This window comes from Blastococcus saxobsidens (assembly GCF_010682065.1).
GTDB classification, from domain to species: domain Bacteria; phylum Actinomycetota; class Actinomycetes; order Mycobacteriales; family Geodermatophilaceae; genus Blastococcus; species Blastococcus saxobsidens_B.
This window is the reverse complement of sequence record NZ_JAAGWG010000004.1, coordinates 174,775-193,554: the sequence shown is the minus strand read 5'-3', so window position 1 is coordinate 193,554 and position 18,780 is coordinate 174,775. Positions and strand designations below refer to the sequence as shown.

Annotated in this window: 15 protein-coding genes; 8 read left to right on the top strand and 7 right to left on the bottom strand. The window is 74.6% G+C overall.

The features are described 5' to 3' along the window. Window positions 1-2 precede the first annotated feature (2 nt). Both rpsF and GCU60_RS04020 read right to left on the bottom strand, forming a co-directional pair. A complete protein-coding gene (gene rpsF / locus GCU60_RS04025; protein WP_163202435.1) occupies window positions 3-290 on the bottom strand; it encodes a 30S ribosomal protein S6 in 288 nt (95 codons plus the stop codon). 219 nt (window positions 291-509) lie between these two features. Beyond that, entirely contained in the window at window positions 510-1,562 is a 1,053-nt protein-coding gene (locus tag GCU60_RS04020; RefSeq protein WP_163202433.1) for a hypothetical protein, read from the bottom strand. Window positions 1,563-1,685: 123 nt separating this feature from the next. Between GCU60_RS04020 and GCU60_RS04015 the strand changes: the two genes are divergently transcribed. Beyond that, a complete protein-coding gene (locus GCU60_RS04015; protein ID WP_163202431.1) occupies window positions 1,686-2,498 on the top strand; it encodes a deoxyribonuclease IV in 813 nt (270 codons plus the stop codon). Window positions 2,499-2,510: 12 nt separating this feature from the next. Here GCU60_RS04015 and GCU60_RS04010 read toward each other — a convergent pair whose 3' ends face one another. The 3 genes from GCU60_RS04010 to GCU60_RS04000 all read right to left on the bottom strand — a co-directional run bounded on the left by GCU60_RS04010 (window position 2,511) and on the right by GCU60_RS04000 (window position 7,102). Continuing rightward, on the bottom strand, window positions 2,511-4,004 hold the full coding sequence (locus GCU60_RS04010) for a glycosyltransferase family 87 protein (protein ID WP_163202429.1): 1,494 nt from the start codon (window positions 4,002-4,004) through the stop codon (window positions 2,511-2,513). Between the two features lie 21 nt (window positions 4,005-4,025). Continuing rightward, entirely contained in the window at window positions 4,026-6,548 is a 2,523-nt protein-coding gene (locus GCU60_RS04005) for a transglycosylase domain-containing protein (RefSeq protein WP_345770380.1), read from the bottom strand. A 137-nt stretch (window positions 6,549-6,685) separates the two neighbouring features. Continuing rightward, window positions 6,686-7,102 carry a DUF5318 family protein gene (locus GCU60_RS04000; RefSeq protein ID WP_163202427.1) on the bottom strand — a complete coding sequence of 139 codons (417 nt, stop codon included), beginning with the start codon at window positions 7,100-7,102 and terminating at the stop codon, window positions 6,686-6,688. Window positions 7,103-7,257: 155 nt separating this feature from the next. Between GCU60_RS04000 and GCU60_RS03995 the strand changes: the two genes are divergently transcribed. The 3 genes from GCU60_RS03995 (at window position 7,258) to GCU60_RS03985 (ending at window position 9,921) form a co-directional block, all read left to right on the top strand. Beyond that, complete coding sequence (locus GCU60_RS03995; RefSeq protein WP_345770379.1) at window positions 7,258-7,878, top strand: PadR family transcriptional regulator; 621 nt, start codon at window positions 7,258-7,260, stop codon at window positions 7,876-7,878. Between the two features lie 93 nt (window positions 7,879-7,971). Beyond that, a complete protein-coding gene (locus GCU60_RS03990; RefSeq protein WP_163202425.1) occupies window positions 7,972-9,051 on the top strand; it encodes an inositol-3-phosphate synthase in 1,080 nt (359 codons plus the stop codon). 108 nt (window positions 9,052-9,159) lie between these two features. After that, window positions 9,160-9,921, top strand: a complete 762-nt coding sequence (locus GCU60_RS03985) for a hypothetical protein (protein WP_163202423.1) — start codon at window positions 9,160-9,162, stop codon at window positions 9,919-9,921. A gap of 141 nt (window positions 9,922-10,062) precedes the next feature. Here the strand turns inward: GCU60_RS03985 and GCU60_RS03980 are convergent, their stop codons facing one another. Next, complete coding sequence (locus GCU60_RS03980) at window positions 10,063-10,671, bottom strand: YqgE/AlgH family protein (RefSeq protein ID WP_345770378.1); 609 nt, start codon at window positions 10,669-10,671, stop codon at window positions 10,063-10,065. A 208-nt stretch (window positions 10,672-10,879) separates the two neighbouring features. Here GCU60_RS03980 and GCU60_RS03975 point away from each other — a divergent pair, with 208 nt between their 5' ends. Further along, on the top strand, window positions 10,880-12,151 hold the full coding sequence (locus GCU60_RS03975; RefSeq protein WP_163202419.1) for an MFS transporter: 1,272 nt from the start codon (window positions 10,880-10,882) through the stop codon (window positions 12,149-12,151). A gap of 12 nt (window positions 12,152-12,163) precedes the next feature. Here the strand turns inward: GCU60_RS03975 and GCU60_RS03970 are convergent, their stop codons facing one another. Continuing rightward, entirely contained in the window at window positions 12,164-13,651 is a 1,488-nt protein-coding gene (locus tag GCU60_RS03970; RefSeq protein ID WP_345770377.1) for a CCA tRNA nucleotidyltransferase, read from the bottom strand. Window positions 13,652-13,762: 111 nt separating this feature from the next. Between GCU60_RS03970 and GCU60_RS03965 the strand changes: the two genes are divergently transcribed. Genes GCU60_RS03965 through murJ form a run of 3 tightly spaced genes read left to right on the top strand, consistent with a single transcriptional unit; the run spans window position 13,763 to window position 18,728 of the window. Next, window positions 13,763-14,239 carry an NUDIX hydrolase gene (locus GCU60_RS03965; RefSeq protein ID WP_104526483.1) on the top strand — a complete coding sequence of 159 codons (477 nt, stop codon included), beginning with the start codon at window positions 13,763-13,765 and terminating at the stop codon, window positions 14,237-14,239. Next, complete coding sequence (locus GCU60_RS03960; protein WP_163202417.1) at window positions 14,236-16,602, top strand: DUF6049 family protein; 2,367 nt, start codon at window positions 14,236-14,238, stop codon at window positions 16,600-16,602. Before GCU60_RS03965 ends, GCU60_RS03960 begins: the two co-directional genes overlap by 4 nt. Continuing rightward, window positions 16,599-18,728: a murein biosynthesis integral membrane protein MurJ gene (gene murJ / locus GCU60_RS03955; protein WP_345770376.1), complete on the top strand. Its 2,130-nt coding sequence runs from the start codon at window positions 16,599-16,601 to the stop codon at window positions 18,726-18,728. The genes GCU60_RS03960 and murJ overlap by 4 nt, the downstream gene beginning before the upstream one ends. Window positions 18,729-18,780 lie beyond the last annotated feature (52 nt).

Here is an 18,780-nt window from a genome sequence, read left to right as displayed (position 1 = left end):
GGTCAGTGGACCTCGGGGCGCATCAGCTTCGTGCGGAGCACCGACTCGTTCAGGTTCAGCTGGCGGTCCAGCTCCTGGACGGCGGCCGGCTCGGCCTGGATGTCGATGATGGCGTAGATGCCCTCGACCTGCTTGTTGATCTCGTAAGCCATCCGGCGACGGCCCCAGATCTCGGTCTTGACGGTGCCACCGGAGTTGGTGACGACGGTCAGGAACCGGTCGAGCGAGGGCGCGATCGTGCGCTCCTCGAGATCGGGGTCGAGGATGACCATCAGTTCGTAATTGCGCACGGAGAACCCCACCTCCTCTGGTCTCAGCGGCTGCAGGGGATCTGCAGCAGGAGGGTCGTACATGCGTCGCGCGCCCCGGCTGCTGCCGGAACGCGCGGACCCAGGCTACCAGCGCGGCGGATCGGGCCTCCTGCCGCCGTCCACGAGAGCCCCCGGGACGACCGCGGCCGCCGCCCCCCGAGGGGGACGGCGGCCGTGGACAGGCGGTGCGCCGGTGGGTCAGCGGTCCTCGCGGGCCGCCTGGTGCGTGCGCACCAGCGCCGCGGTGACGGCGGCCAGCGCGACGACGGCGGCCAGCGCCGCGGCCGGCAGGGTGACCGGCCGGGCCTCGGAGGCGCTGACGGTCTCGGCGCTCTCCTCGTCGAGCGTGGTCCCGTCCAGCCCGGCCAGCTGGCCGAACACCGGCACCGACGCGCCGTCGTAGGAACCGGCCACGCCACCGGAGCCGGAGCCCGTGCCGGCACCGGCCCGGTCGGCGGCGGCGAAACCGCCGCTGGCGGCGCCGAAGCGGGCGGGGTCGAAGGCGGCGATCGCCGACCGCAGGCCGGGGCCCATCTCCAGGCCGCCGCCGAGCGGGTACTCGTAGGCGTTGCCCACGTCCGCGACGTCCGGAGCCGGGCCCTCCTCGGGCGCGGGGGCCGGGGCGGGGCCGTCGGTCGGCGGCACGACCGGGTCACGCGGGTCGATGGGGTTCGTCAACTGCGGCACCGGGACGTTGACCTGCGGCAGCTGCGGCACGCCGACGCTGGGCAGGTTCGGCAGGTCCGGTGCGATCGTCTGGACGATGTAGGGCGTCGGGGCGGGCAGCGCCGGCAGCGACCCCAGCACGCGGTCGACCACCTGCTGGAGGCTGACCCCGAGGGGCAGCTGGGCCTGCGGCACGACGCGGTACGTGTACGTGATCATGCCGGTGGTGGCCGGGGCGGTGAACTTCCAGGAGGCGCTCTGCTCGGGCTGCAGGTTCCGCTGCTGCCCGAAGAAGCTCAGGGACACGTCGGTGTAGACCGTGGCCCCCACCGAGATGGTGCCCAGGGGCAGCGGGATGGAGATCCCGCCCCGGTTCTCCGCCGGGATCTTGTTCACGAAGGTGACCGTGCCGCCGGAGTCGACGCTGGCGACCGGCGGGGTCACGTTCCTGATCTCGATCGTCGCGGTGGGGGCGGCCGCGGCGCCGGGCGCCAGGAGGATCGAGGATGCCGCCACTCCCAGCCAGGCGACGAGCGCCAGACCGAGGCCCCGACGGGCTGTGCGACGGATGCGACCCGTTGCCATGTTCTCCTACCTCCACGTCACGTCACACCACTACCGGCGAGTAACCCCCGTCACGCCTTCAACGATGATGTGACGCGGGCGATACGGGTAAACCTCGAACTGCTCGCGGATGGGGCATCTTGCATGGCAACGCACTCGATCGGCGTACACGTGGGGCCGGGGCTGACCGACGACGGCGAACCCGACCGGGGCGGCCCCGTCGCCCGGGCGGCCGAGATGGACGCCGACGGGGTCCAGGTCTTCCTCGCCGATCCGCAGGGCTGGAAGACGCCGAAGCCGCGGCCGGACGCCGAGCAGCTGCGCACCGCGGGGCTGGACGTGCACGTGCACGCGCCCTACGTCCTGAACGTGGCGACGACGAACAACCGCATCCGGATCCCCAGCCGCAAGCTGCTGGGCGCGCACGCCCGGGCCGCGGCGGACGTGGGCGCCCGCGGCCTGGTGGTCCACGGCGGTCACGTCCTCGCCGCGGACGACCCCGCCGCCGGGGTCGACAACTGGCGCAAGACGTTCGCCCGTCAGGCCGACGAGGGCGGCTTCCCGGTCCCCGTGCTGATCGAGAACACCGCCGGTGGCGGGAACGCGATGGCCCGGGACCTCGACGCCCTGGCCCGGCTGTGGGACGCGATCGGCGAGTTCGGTGCCGGGTTCGTGCTGGACACCTGCCACGCCTGGGCGGCCGGCTGGGACCTCGCCACCGCGGTCGCCGACGTGCGGGCGATCACCGGACGGATCGACCTGGTGCACCTGAACAACAGCCGGGACGCCGCCGGCTCCAGCCGCGACCGGCACGCGCCGCTCGCCGCCGGCGAGATCCCGGTCGAGCTGCTGGTGGAGGTCGCCCGGGCCGCCGACTGCCCCGTGGTGCTGGAGACCCCCGGCGACGTCGCCGACCACGCCGGGGAGATCGGGCTGCTGCGCGCCGCCCTGTCCTGACCGGCTCCGGCGTCAGCGCGTCCCCAGCCGGGTTCCACGTGGAACGACGAGCCGGTCGGGGGCCCGGTCGAGCACCCCGCCGGCCGGGTCGTCCACGCCCGGCCAGCTGGTCCGGACGACGTCCCGGTCGGGATCGAGCACGTCCCGCACGACCAGCGCCATGAGGACCACGACGGCGACGTCGCGGAGCCCCACCCCGAGGAAGAACCACTCGACGCCGATGCCGCGGTTCGCCGTGCCGAGGTAGTGCAGCATCGTGACCACCCAGACCAGCACCTCGGCGGCCTGCCACAGCAGCAGCGACCGCCACCGGGGCCGCGCGAGCACGGCGAGCGGCAGGAGCCACAGCGAGAACTGCGGGCTCCACACCTTGTTCAGCAGCAGGAAGCCGGCCACGAGCAGGAAGGCGATCTGCGGCACCCGCGGCCGCAGCGGCGCGGCCAGGGTCAGCCAGGCGACGCCGAGGCCGAAGACGACCAGCGACGCCGTCGCCACGGCGTTGAGCACCGCGGGCGCCTCACCGGCGGCGAGCGGCCCGTCGAAGAGCTCGCCCCCGGCCGCCTGCGTCGCCATGTTCCAGATCGACTCCGGATTGGCCCCGCGCAGGCGGCTGAAGACGAAGAACCAGGACCAGTTCTCCGGCGCCGCGAGGGCCACCGGCAGGTTCACCGCCGTCCACGCCACCGCGGCCGCGCCCGCCGTCGCGCACCAGCTGCGCAGCCGGCCGGCCCGCAGGCACAGCAGGAACAGCGCCCCGAGCAGCAGCAGCGGGTAGAACTTGGCCGCGATGCCGAGCCCGAACAGGACGCCGGCGAGCACCGGCCGCGACCGGGCCCAGGCCAGCATCGCGAAGGCCGCCAGGGTGACCGCCAGCAGGTCCCAGTTCGTGAAGGCGTGGAACAGCAGCAGCGGGGAGAGCCCCACCATCGCCGCATCCCACGGCCGGCGGCCGGCCAGCCCCAGCACCGCACGCACGAGCAGCAGCCCCAGCAGGGCCAGCAGCAGGCACGTGAGGGCGTAGTAGCTCGCGACCGGCGGCACGTCGGGCAGCAGCCCGACGGCGGCGGCCGCGCCGTCGTAGCCGCGGGCGCCCGCGGCGGCCAGCGCCATGAGCCCGCCGGTCAGCACGGGGTACTCGACCCGCGCGTCCAGGTAGGGCTGCGCGCCGGTGTCCAGGCCGTAGGAGCCGAACAGCGGGACGGCGTCGGAGTAGCAGAGGTGCGTGTACTGCCGCTGCCCTGCCCAGTTCCCGTCCGCGCACGGCGCCTGCTTGATCCACGCCAGCGCCAGCACCAGCGTGGCGAAGAGCAGGCACACGCGCAGCGGCGTCCAGAACAGCGCCCGCCCGACGACGCCGTGCCGGCCCCAGGGGCCGCCCACCGCCTCGCTGGCCTGCGCGACCACGGGGTCGGTCCGCGAGGGGAGCACCCGGTCGGGACGGTCGTCCGGCGCAGACGCCACGGGCCCGTCCGCGGCGGCGGACGGGCCCGGGGGAGCGCTGCTCATGGGAGCAGTGTGCGGGACGGATCAGTTGCGGGGCGGCGGGAGGATCGGCCCCGGCTCGCCCTGACCGTTCCCGCGACCGGGGATCGTCGGGTCGTTCGGCGCCGGATCCCGGTCGTCGGTCACCCCGTCCCCGTCGCTGTCCACCGGCGCGGCGGGCCGGGTGGAGATCGACGGGTCGTTCGGAGCGAAGTCCCGGTCGTCGGGGACGCCGTCGCCGTCGGTGTCGACGGGCTTCGGCGCGCTCGAGGTCGACGGCGTCGGGACCGGGGCCGCCGTGGTGACCGGCGCCTGGGTGGTCACCGGAGCCGGCTCGGGCGTCGGCGTCGGCGTCGGCTCGGGCACGCCCTGACCGCTGTCGCCCCTGATCAGCGCCTTGTCCGGCAGGTCCTCCTCGGGGGTGTCGGCCAGCACCGCGTCCATGAACTGCTGCCAGATGGCCCCGGGCAGGTTGGCGCCGTAGATGATCCGCCCGCGCGAGTCGACGATCGGGTCGCTCGGCGAGTCGTTGCCCATCCAGACGGCGGTGGCGATGGACGGCGTGTAGCCGACCATCCAGGCATCGGAGTTGTTCTCGCCCTGCCCCTGCGTACCCGTCTTGCTGGCGACCTCGCGGCCACCGTCGAGCGCCCGGCGGGAGTACGAGGCGACCTCCTTCAGGGCGACGGTCACGTCGTTGACGGTGTCGGCCGGGAGGACCTGCTCGCCCGGCAGGGCGGCCTGCTCGAAGAGCACCGTGCCCTCGCTGTCGGTCACCTTCGCGACGAAGTGCGCATCGCGCCGGATGCCGCCGGCCGCGAGCGTCGCGAAGCCCTGGGCCTGGTCGATCGGCCGCATCTCGTACTCGCCGATGCCGATCGACGAGCCCGTCGCGCCACCGGGGGCGGCGAGCACGCGGTCACCCGCGAGGTTCCCGTCCTGCCAGGTGTCGGGCAGCCCGGTCGCGGCCAGGATGGTGTCCCGGACGTTCTCCGGGCCGACCTCGTAGGCCAGGCTGTAGAAGGTGGTGTTCAGCGAGCGCGTGATGGCCTCGGTCAGCGTGCAGGCCGCGCAGCCGACGCCGCCGGAGTTGGTCACCGGCTGGCCGGGGCGGTCGGGGAACGTCTGGTCGTCGCTGCCGTCGCGCCGGGCCTGGATGCCGATGCCCTGGTCCAGCGCGGTGGCCAGGACGTAGGGCTTGACCGACGAGCCAGGCTGCCGCTGCGCCTGCGCGTAGTCGGTGCCGACGCCGTTCTCGCCGCCGTAGTAGGCGACGACCCCACCGGTCCGGGGGTCGATGGCGACGAGCGCCTCCCTGAGCTCCTGCGGCTCCGGGGGTGCGGTGACCTCGCGGACGGCGGCGACGGCGGCGTCCTGCGCCGGCTTGCTGATGGTCGTGGTGACCCGCAGGCCACCGGCGTTGATCTGCTGCTCGTCGTACCCGCGGGCCTCCAGCTCCTGCTTGACCTGGGTGACGATGTGGCCCTCCGGCCCCTCCGGCATGCCGAGCGTCGAGCCACCCTTGGGCAGCACCGCCGGGTACACCGCGGCGGCGCGCTCGGCGTCGGTGAGCCAGCCCTCCTCGACCATGGCGTCGAGCACCAGGCCCCAGCGGTCCTGCGCGCCCTCGGGGTTGGTCTCCGGGTCGTAGCTGGACGGGCTGCGGACCAGGACGGCCATCACGGCGCCCTGCTCGGCGGTGAGCTGGGCGGCCGGGATGCCGAAGTAGGTGTTCGCCGCGGCCTCGATGCCGTAGGCGCCGCGCCCGTAGTAGATGGTGTTGAGGTAGTTCTCGAGGATCTGCTCCTTCGAGAAGTTGTTGTCCAGCTTGATCGCCAGGAACAGCTCCTGGAACTTGCGGCTGAACGTCTGCTCCGAGGTCAGGAACGCGTTCTTCACGTACTGCTGGGTGATGGTCGACCCACCCTGGGTGGAGCCGCCGGTGAGGTTGTTCCACGCGGCCCGGACGATGCCGGTGAACGAGATGCCGGGGTCGGAGTAGAAGCTGCGGTTCTCCGCAGCCAGCACCGCCCGCTGCGCGGGCTCGCTGATCTCCCCCAGCGGCACGTTGGTGCGGTTCTCGTCGCCCAGCCGCGCCATCTCGGTGACGCCGTCGCCGTAGTAGAGGACCGTCGTCTGCTTGGTCGACACCGAGTCGGGGCTCGGCACCTCCGTGCTGGCGTACACGACGCCCACGAAGACGCACAGCAGCGCGAGCAGACCGCCCATGACGCCGCCGGCGATCTTCAGCCGGCGTCTGCGGCGCTGCTTCTTGTTGCCGGCCGCCTTGCCCTTCGTCGCCTTCTTGGCGGGGGGCCGGCCGGGGCCGCCGGAGCGGGCCGCCGTCGTGCCACCACGGGAGGCACTGGTGCCGCCACGCGAGGCGCTCGTGCCACCGCGGGAGGCGCTGGTGCCGCCACGGGCGGCACCGGTGCCGCCGCCGGGGCGCCGGGGCGGGACCGGTGGGCGGCCACCGCCGCCTCCCGTGCTGCGTGTGCGGGTGGGCGACGGTCGGCGCACGGAGCCGGCCCGCGGCGCGACGGGCGAGGTCTCGTCGTGGCTGGGCACGAGCACACCCCTTCCTGAACTGTCATGGTCGGCGCCGGGCACCTGCCCGGTCGCGGCGGAGCGTCTTCAGCTGTGGGGGCGGACCGGGCCCGCGACATCGGGGGCCCCGGGTCCATGCGTGGGGCGACGGACGGCCGTCACTGCTCCGTCGCCGCACGGCGACGCCCCCGGCGGGGCTGCCGCCCGGGAACCGGTTCGATCCCGAGGACGTACGAGCAGTCGAGGTGGTTCCACCCGCAGCTGCGGCACACCTCGACCTGGTACACGGAGAACTCGTCCTGCGCGTTGTCCATGCGGGCGAGCTCGACCTCGGTCTTGGCCTGGCCGGCCACCGGCCCGAGGTGGTCGCCGTACACGTAGTTCACCAGCGTGAGCCGGTCCCTGCGGCACACCGGGCAGGGCACGTCGGTCGGCTGCCCGTGGTACTTCGCGGCCCGGGAGAGGTACGGGCTGGCGTCGCAGACCTCGAACAGACCTGTGCGCCCGGCGTGCACGTCGGCGAGGACGGCTCGCCGCTGCAGCGAGTAGTCCACGACGGATCGGCGTCCGGGCACGGCCGCCAATGTACGCACCGGGGCCCTGCGAGGGGGGCTCCGTGAGCGGCGACACCCGAGGTCGGGGCGCAGGTGACCCCTGGGACCGGGGTTGATCGAACTCGCGGGCCGATGTATCGTGGCGATACATCGATCGAGGAGACAGGGGGCGGCGCGTGCTCGAGTTCGCCATCCTCGGTCTGCTGCACCAGTCCCCGATGCACGGCTACGAGCTGCGCAAGCAGCTGGCGCAGGTGCTCGGCGGGCTGCGCAGCATCTCCTACGGCTCGCTGTACCCCGCGCTTCGGCGGATGCAGGCGGCCGGGCTGATCAGCACCGACGAGCCCGCGCCGCGGTCCCTGCTGCCCGCCGACGCACCTCCGCTGACCGGGCGCCGCGGGAAGGTGGTCTACACGATCACCGCCGACGGCAAGGAACGGTTCCACGAGCTCGTCGGCCAGACCGGCCCCGAGGCCTACGACGACGGCGGTTCGTTCGGCGTCCGGCTGGCCTTCTTCCGGCACACCGCGCGGGACGTGCGGCTGCGGATCCTCGAGGGCCGCCGTCGCACGGTCGAGCGCCAGCGGGAGGGTCTGCGCACGTCGTTGAGCCGGACCCGCGAGCGGCTCGACCGCTACACGCTCGAACTGCAGCGGCACGGCCTGGAGTCGGTGGACCGGGAGGTCCGCTGGCTCGCCGAGCTGATCGACAAGGAACTCGTCGACGGCGAACGGGCGGAGCCCCCGGGCGACCGCCCGGCCGCCCCCGGTCCAGGGAAGCGGCCGGACACCGACTAGCACGACGGCGGGGCACCGCCCCGCCGGCAGCCAGCACCGGACCGCACCTGGTCCGGCGTCCACGGGACCACCAGGTCCAGGAGAAGGAGAGTCATGGGGTCAGTCAAGGTCGCCATCGTCGGCGTCGGTAACTGCGCCGCCTCGCTCGTGCAGGGCGTCCACTACTACCGCGACGCCGACGAGTCGGCATCCGTGCCGGGGCTGATGCACGTCCGGTTCGGCGAGTACCACGTCTCCGACATCGAGTTCGTCGCCGCGTTCGACGTCGACGCCAAGAAGGTCGGCCGCGACCTCTCCGAGGCCATCGTCGCCAGCGAGAACAACACCATCGCGATCTGCGACGTCCCGCCGCTTGGCGTGACCGTCCAGCGCGGCACCACCCTGGACGGTCTCGGCAAGTACTACCGCGAGATGGTCGAGGAGTCCGACGAGCAGCCGGTCGACGTGGTCGCCGCCCTGCGGGCCTCCGGCGCGGACGTCCTGGTCTGCTACCTGCCCGTCGGGTCGCAGCAGGCCGCCGAGTTCTACGCCCAGGCCGCCCTGGACGCCGGCGTTGCCTTCGTCAACGCCCTCCCGGTCTTCATCGCCGGCACCAAGGAGTGGGCCGACAAGTTCACCGCCGCCGGCGTGCCGATCGTCGGCGACGACATCAAGAGCCAGGTCGGGGCCACCATCACCCACCGGGTGCTGGCCAAGCTGTTCGAGGACCGCGGCGTGCAGCTGGACCGCACGATGCAGCTCAACGTCGGCGGCAACATGGACTTCAAGAACATGCTCGAGCGGGAGCGCCTGGAGTCCAAGAAGATCTCCAAGACCCAGGCCGTCACCAGCCAGATCGAGCGGGACATGGGCGCCGGCAACGTGCACATCGGCCCGTCGGACCACGTGCCGTGGCTGTCGGACCGCAAGTGGGCCTACGTCCGCCTCGAGGGCCGTGCGTTCGGCGACGTCCCGCTGAGCCTGGAGTACAAGCTCGAGGTCTGGGACTCCCCGAACTCGGCCGGCATCATCATCGACGCCGTCCGCGCAGCGAAGATCGCCAAGGACCGGGGGATCGGTGGCCCGATCCTGTCCGCGTCGGCGTACTTCATGAAGAGCCCGCCGGTGCAGTACCGGGACAGCGAGGCCCGCGACATGGTCGAGGCCTTCATCAAGGGTGACGTCGAGCGCTGATCGACGACCGACGCCCCGGGCGTCACCAGGGCCCGCATCTCCGCCGGAGATGCGGGCCCTGCGCGTTCCTCCCGGGCTGAGCGTCCCGGGCTCCCTACGCTTCGCACCATGCCCGTCCGCCGCCCGCCCGCCGCGCGGCTCTGCGCGGCCGCGCTGGCCGCCCTCCTGCTCGCCGGCTGCTCGAACGGGGAGCGCCGGCCCGGTGAGCCGGTCACCGAGGACGAGGCCGCGGTGCTGGCCGAGCTGCTGCACCGCAACCACGAGGAGGGCGGGGCCGACTTCGTCGTTACCGTGCCCTTCGCCGAGGACGCCGTGCTCACCCTCACCGGCGAGATCGACTTCCGGCGGTCGGAGGGCAGGGCCGAGGCGGTCACGGTCGTGGACGGCGAGGAGCGCGACACCCGGACGCTGTTCTTCGACCGGGACGAGCTCTGGTTCGGCGACGTACCGGGGCTGACCGAGGCGCTCGACGGCGACGGCGCCGCCGCGGCCGCCTACCTGCGCCGGCCGCTGGAGGCCGACCCGGCGGACCCCCAGCTGCTCGACGTGCTGGTCCGGGTGCTGCTCAACCTCTCGGCGCGCACGGCCGACGACCCGGAGCTCTTCCTCGACGGCCCCTACCGCTGGCACGCCCGGCAGAGCGTCGACGGCCGGCCGACCGTGGTCTACCGGCTGCGGGAGGACCGCACCGTGGCGGTGGACGACGGCGACCAGACGCTGGTCCAGTACCGCGCCACGCTCCCGCAGGGGGACCTGGAGCTGACCGTCACGCTCGGCGAGCACGGCCCGCGCCGGGTGGCGCTGCCTGGCGCGGAGGAGACCGCCGACGTGGCCGACCACCCCCGGGTCGCGGCGTCCTTCGGCGTCTGACACGCAGAAGGCCCGCTCCGAGTGCGGAGCGGGCCCGAAGACAGTGGCAGGGGGCGGCCTCTTCCCCAGACCGCCCCCTGCCGACGTCATTCCTACCAGATCCCCGCCGTTCGCGCTGCCCCTGAGGGACGCGTCGCGGGATCAGTTCGCGGCAGGGTCGGCCGGAGCGGTGGACAGCACCGCCAGGCGGCCGCTCTGCCGGCCCATGACCTGCCGCCACAGCTGCGGGCCGGACAGCTCGCTGAGCACGTCCCCCGGCCGGCTGGGCACGCAGGCCCAGGCGCCCTCGGCGATCTCGCCGGCCAGCTGGCCCGGCGACCAGCCCGCATAACCGGCGAACACGCGCAGCCCGGTGAGGCGCCCCACGAGCTCCACCGGGTCCCCGTCGAGGTCCACCAGGTACACCTCGTCGGCCACCGGCCGCAGCCCCGGCACGGGCTCGGCGCCACTCGCCGTGGCCAGGCAGAGCGCGGTGTCGGTCTCGCAGGGGCCGCCGACGTGGAACACCCCGGGGGACACGGCGAGATCGCACCAGCCGGGGAGCACGTCGCGGATCTCCACCTGGCTGGGCCGGCCCAGCACCACGCCGAGCGTGCCGGTGTCGGAGTGGTCCAGCACGTAGACGACGGTCCCGGCGAACGTGGGATCGGTGAGCGAGGGCATGGCCACCAGGAGCGTGCCGGCGCTCACGTCGTCCAGGCAGCCGATCGACAGCGCCGGGACCGCGGACGCGCGTCGGCGTCCGGTCACTGGCCGCACGGGCGGACCGGACTCGGGATCGGGCGACGCGGGCACCGAGGACATCCTCCCCAGTGTGCCCCACTCCGGGGCCGTGGGCCGTGCCGCGCCTCCCGCCACGAAGCCGCCGATGGCGGGGAGGACGGGCGGCCCCCCGCAGGGTCCCGACGCGAGCCTGCGAATGGTGGGGAGGACGGGGTCCTTCTCCTAGGGTGGCCGCGTGGCCGAGGCGGGGACGACGGTGCGCGGCCTGCTCGCGCGCCGCGACTTCCGCCGGTTGCTCGGCACCCGGCTGCTGTCGCAGTTCGGCGACGGCGTCTTCCAGGCCGCGCTGGCCGGCACGGTGCTGTTCAACCCGCAGCGGGCGGCCGACCCGGTCGACGTGGCCGCGGGCTTCGCGGTCCTGCTCCTCCCGTACTCGCTGGTCGGCCCGTTCGCCGGCGTGTGGCTGGACCGCTGGAGCCGCCGGCAGGTGCTGCTGCGGGCCAACGTGGTCCGCGCCGGCCTGGTGGCCGTGGTGGCGGGGCTGATCCTGGCCGGCGTGCAGGGACCGGGCTTCTACGCCGCCGGGCTCGCCGTCTTCTCGGTCAACCGCTTCGTCCTCGCCGCGCTGTCGGCCGGCCTGCCGCACACGACGGACGAACCCTCCCTGGTGTCGGCGAACGCTGTGTCGACGACGTCGGGCGCCGTCGCCACCGTGATCGGCGGGAGCGTCGCCCTGGCGCTGCTCCCGCTGACGGGGTCCGGCGACGCCGGCTACTCCGCCGTGGCGCTCTCGGCCGCCCTGCCCTACCTCGCGGCGGCCGGCGTCGTCGCCGGCTTCACCCGCACCCACCTCGGCCCCGACCACATGTCGCGCAGCGCCGTCCTCAGCGCCCGGCAGGTCCTGGCCGGCATGGTCTCCGGCGCCCGCCACGCCTGGCGGGACCGGGCAGCCGCCGCCGCGCTGACGGCGATCAGCCTGCACCGCTTCTGGTACGGCCTGCTGACCCTGATGGCCCTGCTGCTCTACCGGAACACGTTCACCGAGGGCACGGCGTGGTTCCCGGGCGGTCTGGTGGGTCTGGGCGAGGTGGTGGCGGCCGGGGCCGTGGGCACCCTGGTCGCGGCGGCGCTCACGCCCGCGGCGGTGTCCCGGATCGGCAAGGAGCGCTGGATCGCCGGCCTCCTGGTCGGGGGCGGCCTGGCCCAGCTCGGTCTCGGCCTGCTCGTGCAGCCACCGGCCGCGGTCGCGGCCGGCTTCCTGCTCGGGCTCATGGGCCAGGGCGTGAAGATCTGCGTCGACAGCACGCTGCAGGAGTGCATCGACGACGACCACCGCGGCCGGGTCTTCTCCGTCTACGACACCCTGTTCAACGTCGGGTACGTCGCCGCGCTCATGGTGGCCGCGGTGCTGCTGCCCGCCTCCGGGGTGTCGCGGCCCACGCTGGCCGTGGTGGGCGTCGGGTACCTGCTCACCGCGGCGCTGTACGTCCGCATGTCGCGCCGCTGAGCCCTCGGGTCGTCAGCCGGAGCGCTCGGCCCACCAGCTGCGCAGCGCTGCCTCGGCCTCCTCGGGCTCCAGCGGCCCGCGCTCCAGCCGGAGCTCCTTGAGGAAGCGCCACGCGGCTCCCACCTCCGGGCCCGGGCCCAGACCCAGGATCTCCATGATCGCGTTGCCGTCGAGGTCCGGCCGGACCCGTGCCAGGTCCTCCTGGGCGGCCAGCTCGGAGATCCGCTTCTCCAGGGAGTCGTAGGTCGCCGCCAGCGCCGCGGCCCGCTTCCGGTTGCGCGTGGTGGAGTCCGAGCGCACGAGCTTGTGCAGGCGGGGGAGCAGGTCACCGGCGTCGGTCACGTAGCGGCGGACGGCGGAGTCGGTCCACTCGCCGCGGCCGTAGCCGTGGAAGCGCAGGTGCAGGAAGGTGAGCCGGGACACCGCCTCGACGACGTCCTTCGGGTAGCGCAGCGCGAGGAGGCGCTTGCGGACCAGCTTGGCGCCGACCACCTCGTGGTGGTGGAAGGAGACCCGCCCGCGCGGCTCGTGCCGGCGGGTGGCCGGCTTGCCGATGTCGTGGAGGAGGGCGGCGAGCCGGAGGACCAGGTCGGGGGACCCGGACCCGGGATCGGCCCTCTCCAGCTCGATCGCCTGGTCCAGCACGGTCAGCGAGTGGGTGTAGACGTCCTTGTGCTGGTGGTGCTCGTCGATCTCCATGCGCAGCGCCGGCAGCTCGGGTAGGACGACGTCGGCCAGGCCGGTGGACACGAACAGCTCGAGGGCGGCCCGCGGGGAGTCCTGCAGCAGCGTCTTGGACAGCTCGGTCTGCACCCGCTCCGGCGTGATCCGGGCCAGCTCCCCGCTCAGCGACGTCATCGCCGCGACCACGTCGTCGTCGGGGGTGAGCCCCAGCTGGGCGACGAACCGGACGGCGCGCAGCATCCGCAGCGGGTCGTCGGCGAAGGACTCCACCGCGGCGCCGGGGGTGCGCAGTCGGCGGGCGAGCAGGTCGCCGAGACCGCCGAACGGGTCGGTGACGGTGCGATCGGGCCCCAGGCTGACCGCCATCGCGTTCACCGTGAAGTCCCGGCGGACGAGGTCGTCGACGAGCGAGTCGCCCCACGCCACCTCGGGGTTGCGCGACTCGCGGTCGTACCGGTCCGCCCGGTACGTGGTGATCTCGACCCGCGTGCCGCCGACGTCGGCGCCGACCGTGCCGAAGGCGATGCCGGTGTTCCACGTGGAACGCGCCCACCCGCGCAGCAGCCCCAGGACCTGCTCGGGGCGGGCGTCGGTGGTGACGTCGAGGTCGCCCGGGACGCGGGACCCGCCGGCGCCCGCGGCGAGCAGGGCGTCGCGGACCGATCCACCGACCAGGTGCGCCTCGAAGCCCGCGGCCGCGAACCGCTGCCCGAGCTCGGTGAGCACGGGGGAGAGCTCCACCAGGTTGCGGACGGTCTCCTGGACAGCCGGGGGCACCGGCTGGGGCTCGGCGGGGCTCGAGGGGGTGGCGGACACGACGAGCCAGACTAGTGCGGCCGCCGTCCGGCGATGCCCACTCCCTGCCCGCAGGTGCCCGGGACGCGATTGCTCCCGGAGCTCCGCAGGGAGTCGCGCTACCCTCCTGACATGGCTGGGACGGGCGGGCGAGGGCGCCCGGGCCGCCGGCTGCGCCGGGTCGACGAGACCTCCGCCGGGGGCCTGGTGGTGGCCGACGACGGCGTGACCGGGCCCCGCGCCGCCCTCATCGGGCGCACCGACCGTCGCGGGCGCCTGCTCTGGTCGCTGCCCAAGGGGCACATCGAGGCCGGTGAGACCCCGGAGGACACCGCCGTCCGCGAGGTCGCCGAGGAGACCGGGATCATCGGCGAGGTCGTCGCCCCGCTGGGCATCATCGACTTCTGGTTCGTCGCCGAGGGGCGGCGGGTGCACAAGACCGTGCACCACTTCCTGCTCCGCGCGATCGGTGGGGCGCTGTCCGACGCCGACGTCGAGGTCACCGAGGTGGCCTGGGTGCCGCTGGAGGAGCTCAGCACCCGGCTGGCCTACGCCGACGAGCGGGCGCTGGTGGAGCGCGCGCCCGGACTCCTGGCCGACAGCGCGTGACGCGGCCGGCTGCCGCCCGCGCCGGCGGCCGCCCCGCCGCCGACGCCTCCGCCCGGACGCGTGCCGCCCGGCGGGCCGCCGCGCTCGTCCCGCTGCTGGCCGGCACGCTGGCGCTGACCGCACCCCCCGTGCTCCCGGCGCACGCCGCGCCGGTCCTCGCGGCGCCCAGCTCCCCGGACGACGCGGTCCGCGCCGACCGGCCGGTCCGCATCGACGTCGCGCGGTTCGAGCCGCGGATCGTGACCCCGGGATCACTGATCACCGTGACCGGGACGCTCACGAACACCGGCCCGGAGACCATCACCGACCTGTCGGTCCGCCTCCAGCGGGGCGTCGTGCGCACCAACAGGGCGCAACTGGCCGAGGCCGTGGTGGACCCCGATCCGGCCACCGCCCTGCTCGGGCCGTTCGCGACGGTCCCCGAGGAGCTCGCCCCCGGGGCCACCATCCCGTTCACCTACTCCGTGCCGTCGGACGACCTGCAGCTGGACCGCGACGGCGTGTACCCGACGCTGCTGAACGTCAACGGCATCGTCGCCGGCGACGAGCAGCGCGTGGGCGAGCTGTCCACCTTCCTGGTGCGGCAGGCGGAGCAGCCCGCGGCCCGCACGGCCGTGGCCTGGCTGTGGCCGCTCTCCGAGCGCACCCACCGGGCGCCCTCCGGCGCCTTCGCCGACGACGAGCTGGCCGAGTCGATCTCCGCGGGCGGGCGCCTCGACCGCGCCCTGGCCGTGATCGAGCGGCTGCCGCGGAACTCCGGGCCGGGCGACGCCGCCTCGACCCCCTCGCTCCCGGTCACCCTCGCCATCGACCCGGCGCTGGTCGAGGCGCTGGCGCTCATGGCCGAGGGCCCCTACGCCGTCGCGGGCGAGGAGGACGCCGGCACCGGCACCGAGGCGGCGGTGGCCTACCTGGACCGGCTGCGCGCGCTGGCCGACAGCCATCCCGTGGTGGCGCTGCCCTACGGCGACGTGGACGCCGACACCCTCCAGACGACGGGCATGCAGGCCGTGGTCACGCGCAGCCTCCCGGGCTCCCCCGAGGGCACCGCCCAGGACCCGCCGGGCGCACCGCCGGAGCCCGCGCTGCCGACGGGGGACGGCGAGGCACCCGCCGCGGAGCCGCCGCGCACCACCGGGGCCGGGGCCGAGATCCTGATCGAGGAGCTGGACGTCACGCCCGCGACCGACCTCGCCTGGGCGTCGGACGGCTCCTTCGAGGCGGCCACGCTCGACACCCTGCGCGACGGCGGCATCGACCGGGTCGTGCTGGGCGGCGACGCGCTCTCCGACGGCTGGTCGGCGGTGGGCGCCGACGGCTCCGACGCCGTCGCGCACACCACCGTGCCCCTCGGTGACCGCCCGCTCGACGTCCTCGTCGCCGACCCGGTCCTCAGCGCCGTCGTCGGGGCCGCCGAGGACGTCCCCGGTGGCCCACGGATGGCCGAGCAGCGCTACCTCGCCGAGCTGGCGGCCCTCTCGCAGCAGACCCCGCCGACCGCGGAACCCACCGTCCTGGTCGCCCCGCCGCGGGACGTCGTCGCCGGCGTCGAGGGCGCCGGCGCGATGATGGCCGACACGGTGGGACTCCCCTGGCTGCGGGCCGAGACCGTGGAGGGGCTCGGGAACCTGCCGCCCGCCCCCGCCGGGGAGCTGGTCGTCCCGCCCGACGAGCAGCGCCTGGACGTGGCCGGTACCGCCGCCCTGGCCGAGGCGGTGGCCATCCGGAACGATCTCGCCGGTGCCGTCGTCGGCGACGCGGGGGTGGCGCTCCAGGAGCACGACGCCGCCATCGCCCGGAGCGCATCGGTGCTGTGGACAGGTGACCCGGCGGCCTACCTCGACTCCGCCGAGGCCGTGCGGACGTGGATGGACCGGCTGCGCCAGCGGATCACCGTCGTCGCCCCGGCGGACGGCACCTACACGCTGGCCTCCAGCGACGCCCCCCTGGTGCTGACCATCGACAACGCCCTCCCCTTCCCCGTCCAGGTGCTGCTGCAGGTCCGCACCCGCGGGAGCCGTGGCCTGTCCATCGGGGACATCGGTCCCCAGACCCTCGCGCCGGGCCAGCGCACCACCCTGCAGGTGCCCACCGAGGTCCGCCGGGCCGGTGGCTTCGCCGTCACCGCCGGGGTCACGACGCCCTCGGGCAGCCCGTTGGGCCAGCTGGTGGACATGCAGGTGAAGAGCACCGCCTACGGGTCGATCTCGCTGTCGATCACCATCGGCGCCGCCTCGCTGCTCGGGCTGCTCTTCCTGCGCCGGTTCGTGAACCTCGTCCGGCGGCGCCGTGCTGCGGCCGCCGCCCCGGCCGAGGGTCCGGTGACCGGCCTGCCGGTGCCCCCGACCAGGAGCCCGGTGTGAGCGATCGACCCGACGCCTCCGAGCAGGCCGGGACCGAGGGTTCCGACCCGGCCGCGCCCGCCCACGACGAGGACCGCCGCCCCCGGGTGCTCCGCATGCCTCCCCCGCCGCCGGCCCGGCCGGCGCCCCCGCGACGCAACGGCACGCCCGGCCTGCCCCCGGCGCCGTACCTGGCGACGCCGCCCCGGGATGCCGCCGTCGCCGCGCACCCGCACGTCGACGAGCACGCCGTCGGCCCGGACGGCCGTCCGGCCGGGAGCGCGGCGCGCCGCCGGCCGTCGCCGCCCACGCCGCCGCCCCCGCCGCCGGCCCGGCGCGAGCCACCGGTCGCCGCCGCGCCGCGCCGCGCCCCCCGTCCGGCCGCGCCGCTGCCGCCCCTGCCCCCGCTGCGGCACCGCTGGGTCCCGGCGGCGGACGAGACCCAGGTCTTCCCCATGCCGGTGCTGCCGCCGGTACCGCGGTCGGCCTCCGACACCGACGAGGACGTCGAGCAGCGCGAGGGCAGCCCGGGTGCCAGCGGGGGCATCCTGCGCGCCGCCGGGACCATGGCGGTCGCCACGCTCGTCTCCCGGATCACCGGCCTGCTCCGCACGATGGTCCTGGCCGCGGCCCTCGGCGTCGGGCTGGTGGCCAACGCCTACGTCGTCGTCAACACGCTGCCGAACATCATCTACGAGCTGCTGCTCGGCGGCGTCCTGACCTCGGTGATCGTGCCGCTGCTCGTCCATGCCCAGGAACGCGACCGGGACGGCGGCGTGGGCTACGCCCAGCGGCTGGCGACCGTCGCCATGGCCGGCCTGACCGTCATGACCGTCGTCGCCGTGCTCGCCGCGCCCCTGCTGACCGCGCTGTACGGGCTCGACGAGGATCCCGAGCAGTACCGGCTGGCCAACTGGCTGGCCCGCATGCTGCTGGTGGAGATCGTCTTCTACGGGTTCGGCGCCTTCGCCCAGGCGGTGCTCAACAGCCGCGGCGTCTTCGGGCCGCCGGCCTGGGCGCCGGTGCTCAACAACGTCGTGGTGATCGCCACCGGCCTGGTCTTCCTCGCCGCGGCCGGACCCGGCTCGCTGGAGCCGGAGACCATCGCTCCCGGCCTGGTGTGGCTGCTCGGGATCGGCACGGTGCTGGGCATCGCCGTGCAGGCGCTCGTGCTGGTGCCCTCGCTGCGCCGGGTCGGGGTTCCCCTCCGGCCCCGGTGGGGTCTCCGGGACACCGGGCTGCGGGAGGCGGGCGCCCTGGGGCTGTGGGTGATCGCCTACGTGGCGGTGAGTCAGATCGGCGTGCTGGTCGCCACCCGCATCGCCAACGACGCCGCGCTCGCCGGAGGCCTGGGACCGGCGGCGTTCTCCTACACCAGCCTGCTGTTCCAGATGCCGTACGGGATCATCGGTGTCGCGCTGCTGACCGCGCTGGTCCCCCGCATGAGCCGGGCGGCCTCCCGGTCCGACGTCCACGGCGTGGTCCAGGACCTCTCGCTCGGTACCCGGCTCTCGGCCCTGGGCCTGCTGCCGGTCACGGCCGCCCTGACCGTGCTGGGCCCGCCGCTGGCCGTGCTGGTCTTCGGCCGCGGCAACACCTCGGTGGACGAGGCGCAGGCGATCGGCGCCGCTCTCGCCGTCGGGGCCTTCGGGCTGCTGCCGATGGCGATCACCCTCCTGCAGCTGCGGGTCTTCTACGCCATGAAGGACGCCCGCACCCCCACGCTCATCCAGGTCGGCATGGTGGCCGTCCGGGTGCCGCTGCTGCTGCTGGTCCCCGCGGTCGTCGAGCCCGAGCACGTGGTGGCCGGCCTGATGCTGGCCACGAGCATCACCTACGTCGCGGGGTGGGTGATCGGCGACCTCGCGCTGCGTCGTCGGCTCGGCGGCCTGCGCACCCGCGAGACGTTCGGCCCGGTGCTCCGGGTCGCCCTCGTGGCCCTCGCGGCGGGCCTCGCCGGCTGGCTTGTCCGGATCGTGACCTCCGACCTGGGCGGACAGTCCACCGCAGGGTCGCTCCTGCAGGTGCTGGTCGGTACCGTGGTCATCGGCGGCGTCGCGGTGGTGGGACTCGTGATGGCCCGTGTTCCGGAGCTCCGGGAGCCCCTGGCTGCGGTCAGGGCCCGGCTGGGACGGGGTCGGTCATGAGTCGTCCCGCGGAGCCGGACGTGCCGGGGCAGCAGCCTCGGCGGCCGGAGCA

Bases quoted from the DNA above. Each gene is read 5' to 3' on its own strand.
- GCU60_RS04020 (WP_163202433.1), bottom strand. From the start codon at position 1,562: ATGGCAACGGGTCGCATCCGTCGCACAGCCCGTCGGGGCCTCGGTCTG.
- GCU60_RS04015 (WP_163202431.1), top strand. From the start codon at position 1,686: ATGGCAACGCACTCGATCGGCGTACACGTGGGGCCGGGGCTGACCGAC.
- GCU60_RS04010 (WP_163202429.1), bottom strand. From the start codon at position 4,004: ATGAGCAGCGCTCCCCCGGGCCCGTCCGCCGCCGCGGACGGGCCCGTG.
- GCU60_RS03990 (WP_163202425.1), top strand. From the start codon at position 7,972: ATGGGGTCAGTCAAGGTCGCCATCGTCGGCGTCGGTAACTGCGCCGCC.
- GCU60_RS03985 (WP_163202423.1), top strand. From the start codon at position 9,160: ATGCCCGTCCGCCGCCCGCCCGCCGCGCGGCTCTGCGCGGCCGCGCTG.
- GCU60_RS03965 (WP_104526483.1), top strand. From the start codon at position 13,763: ATGGCTGGGACGGGCGGGCGAGGGCGCCCGGGCCGCCGGCTGCGCCGG.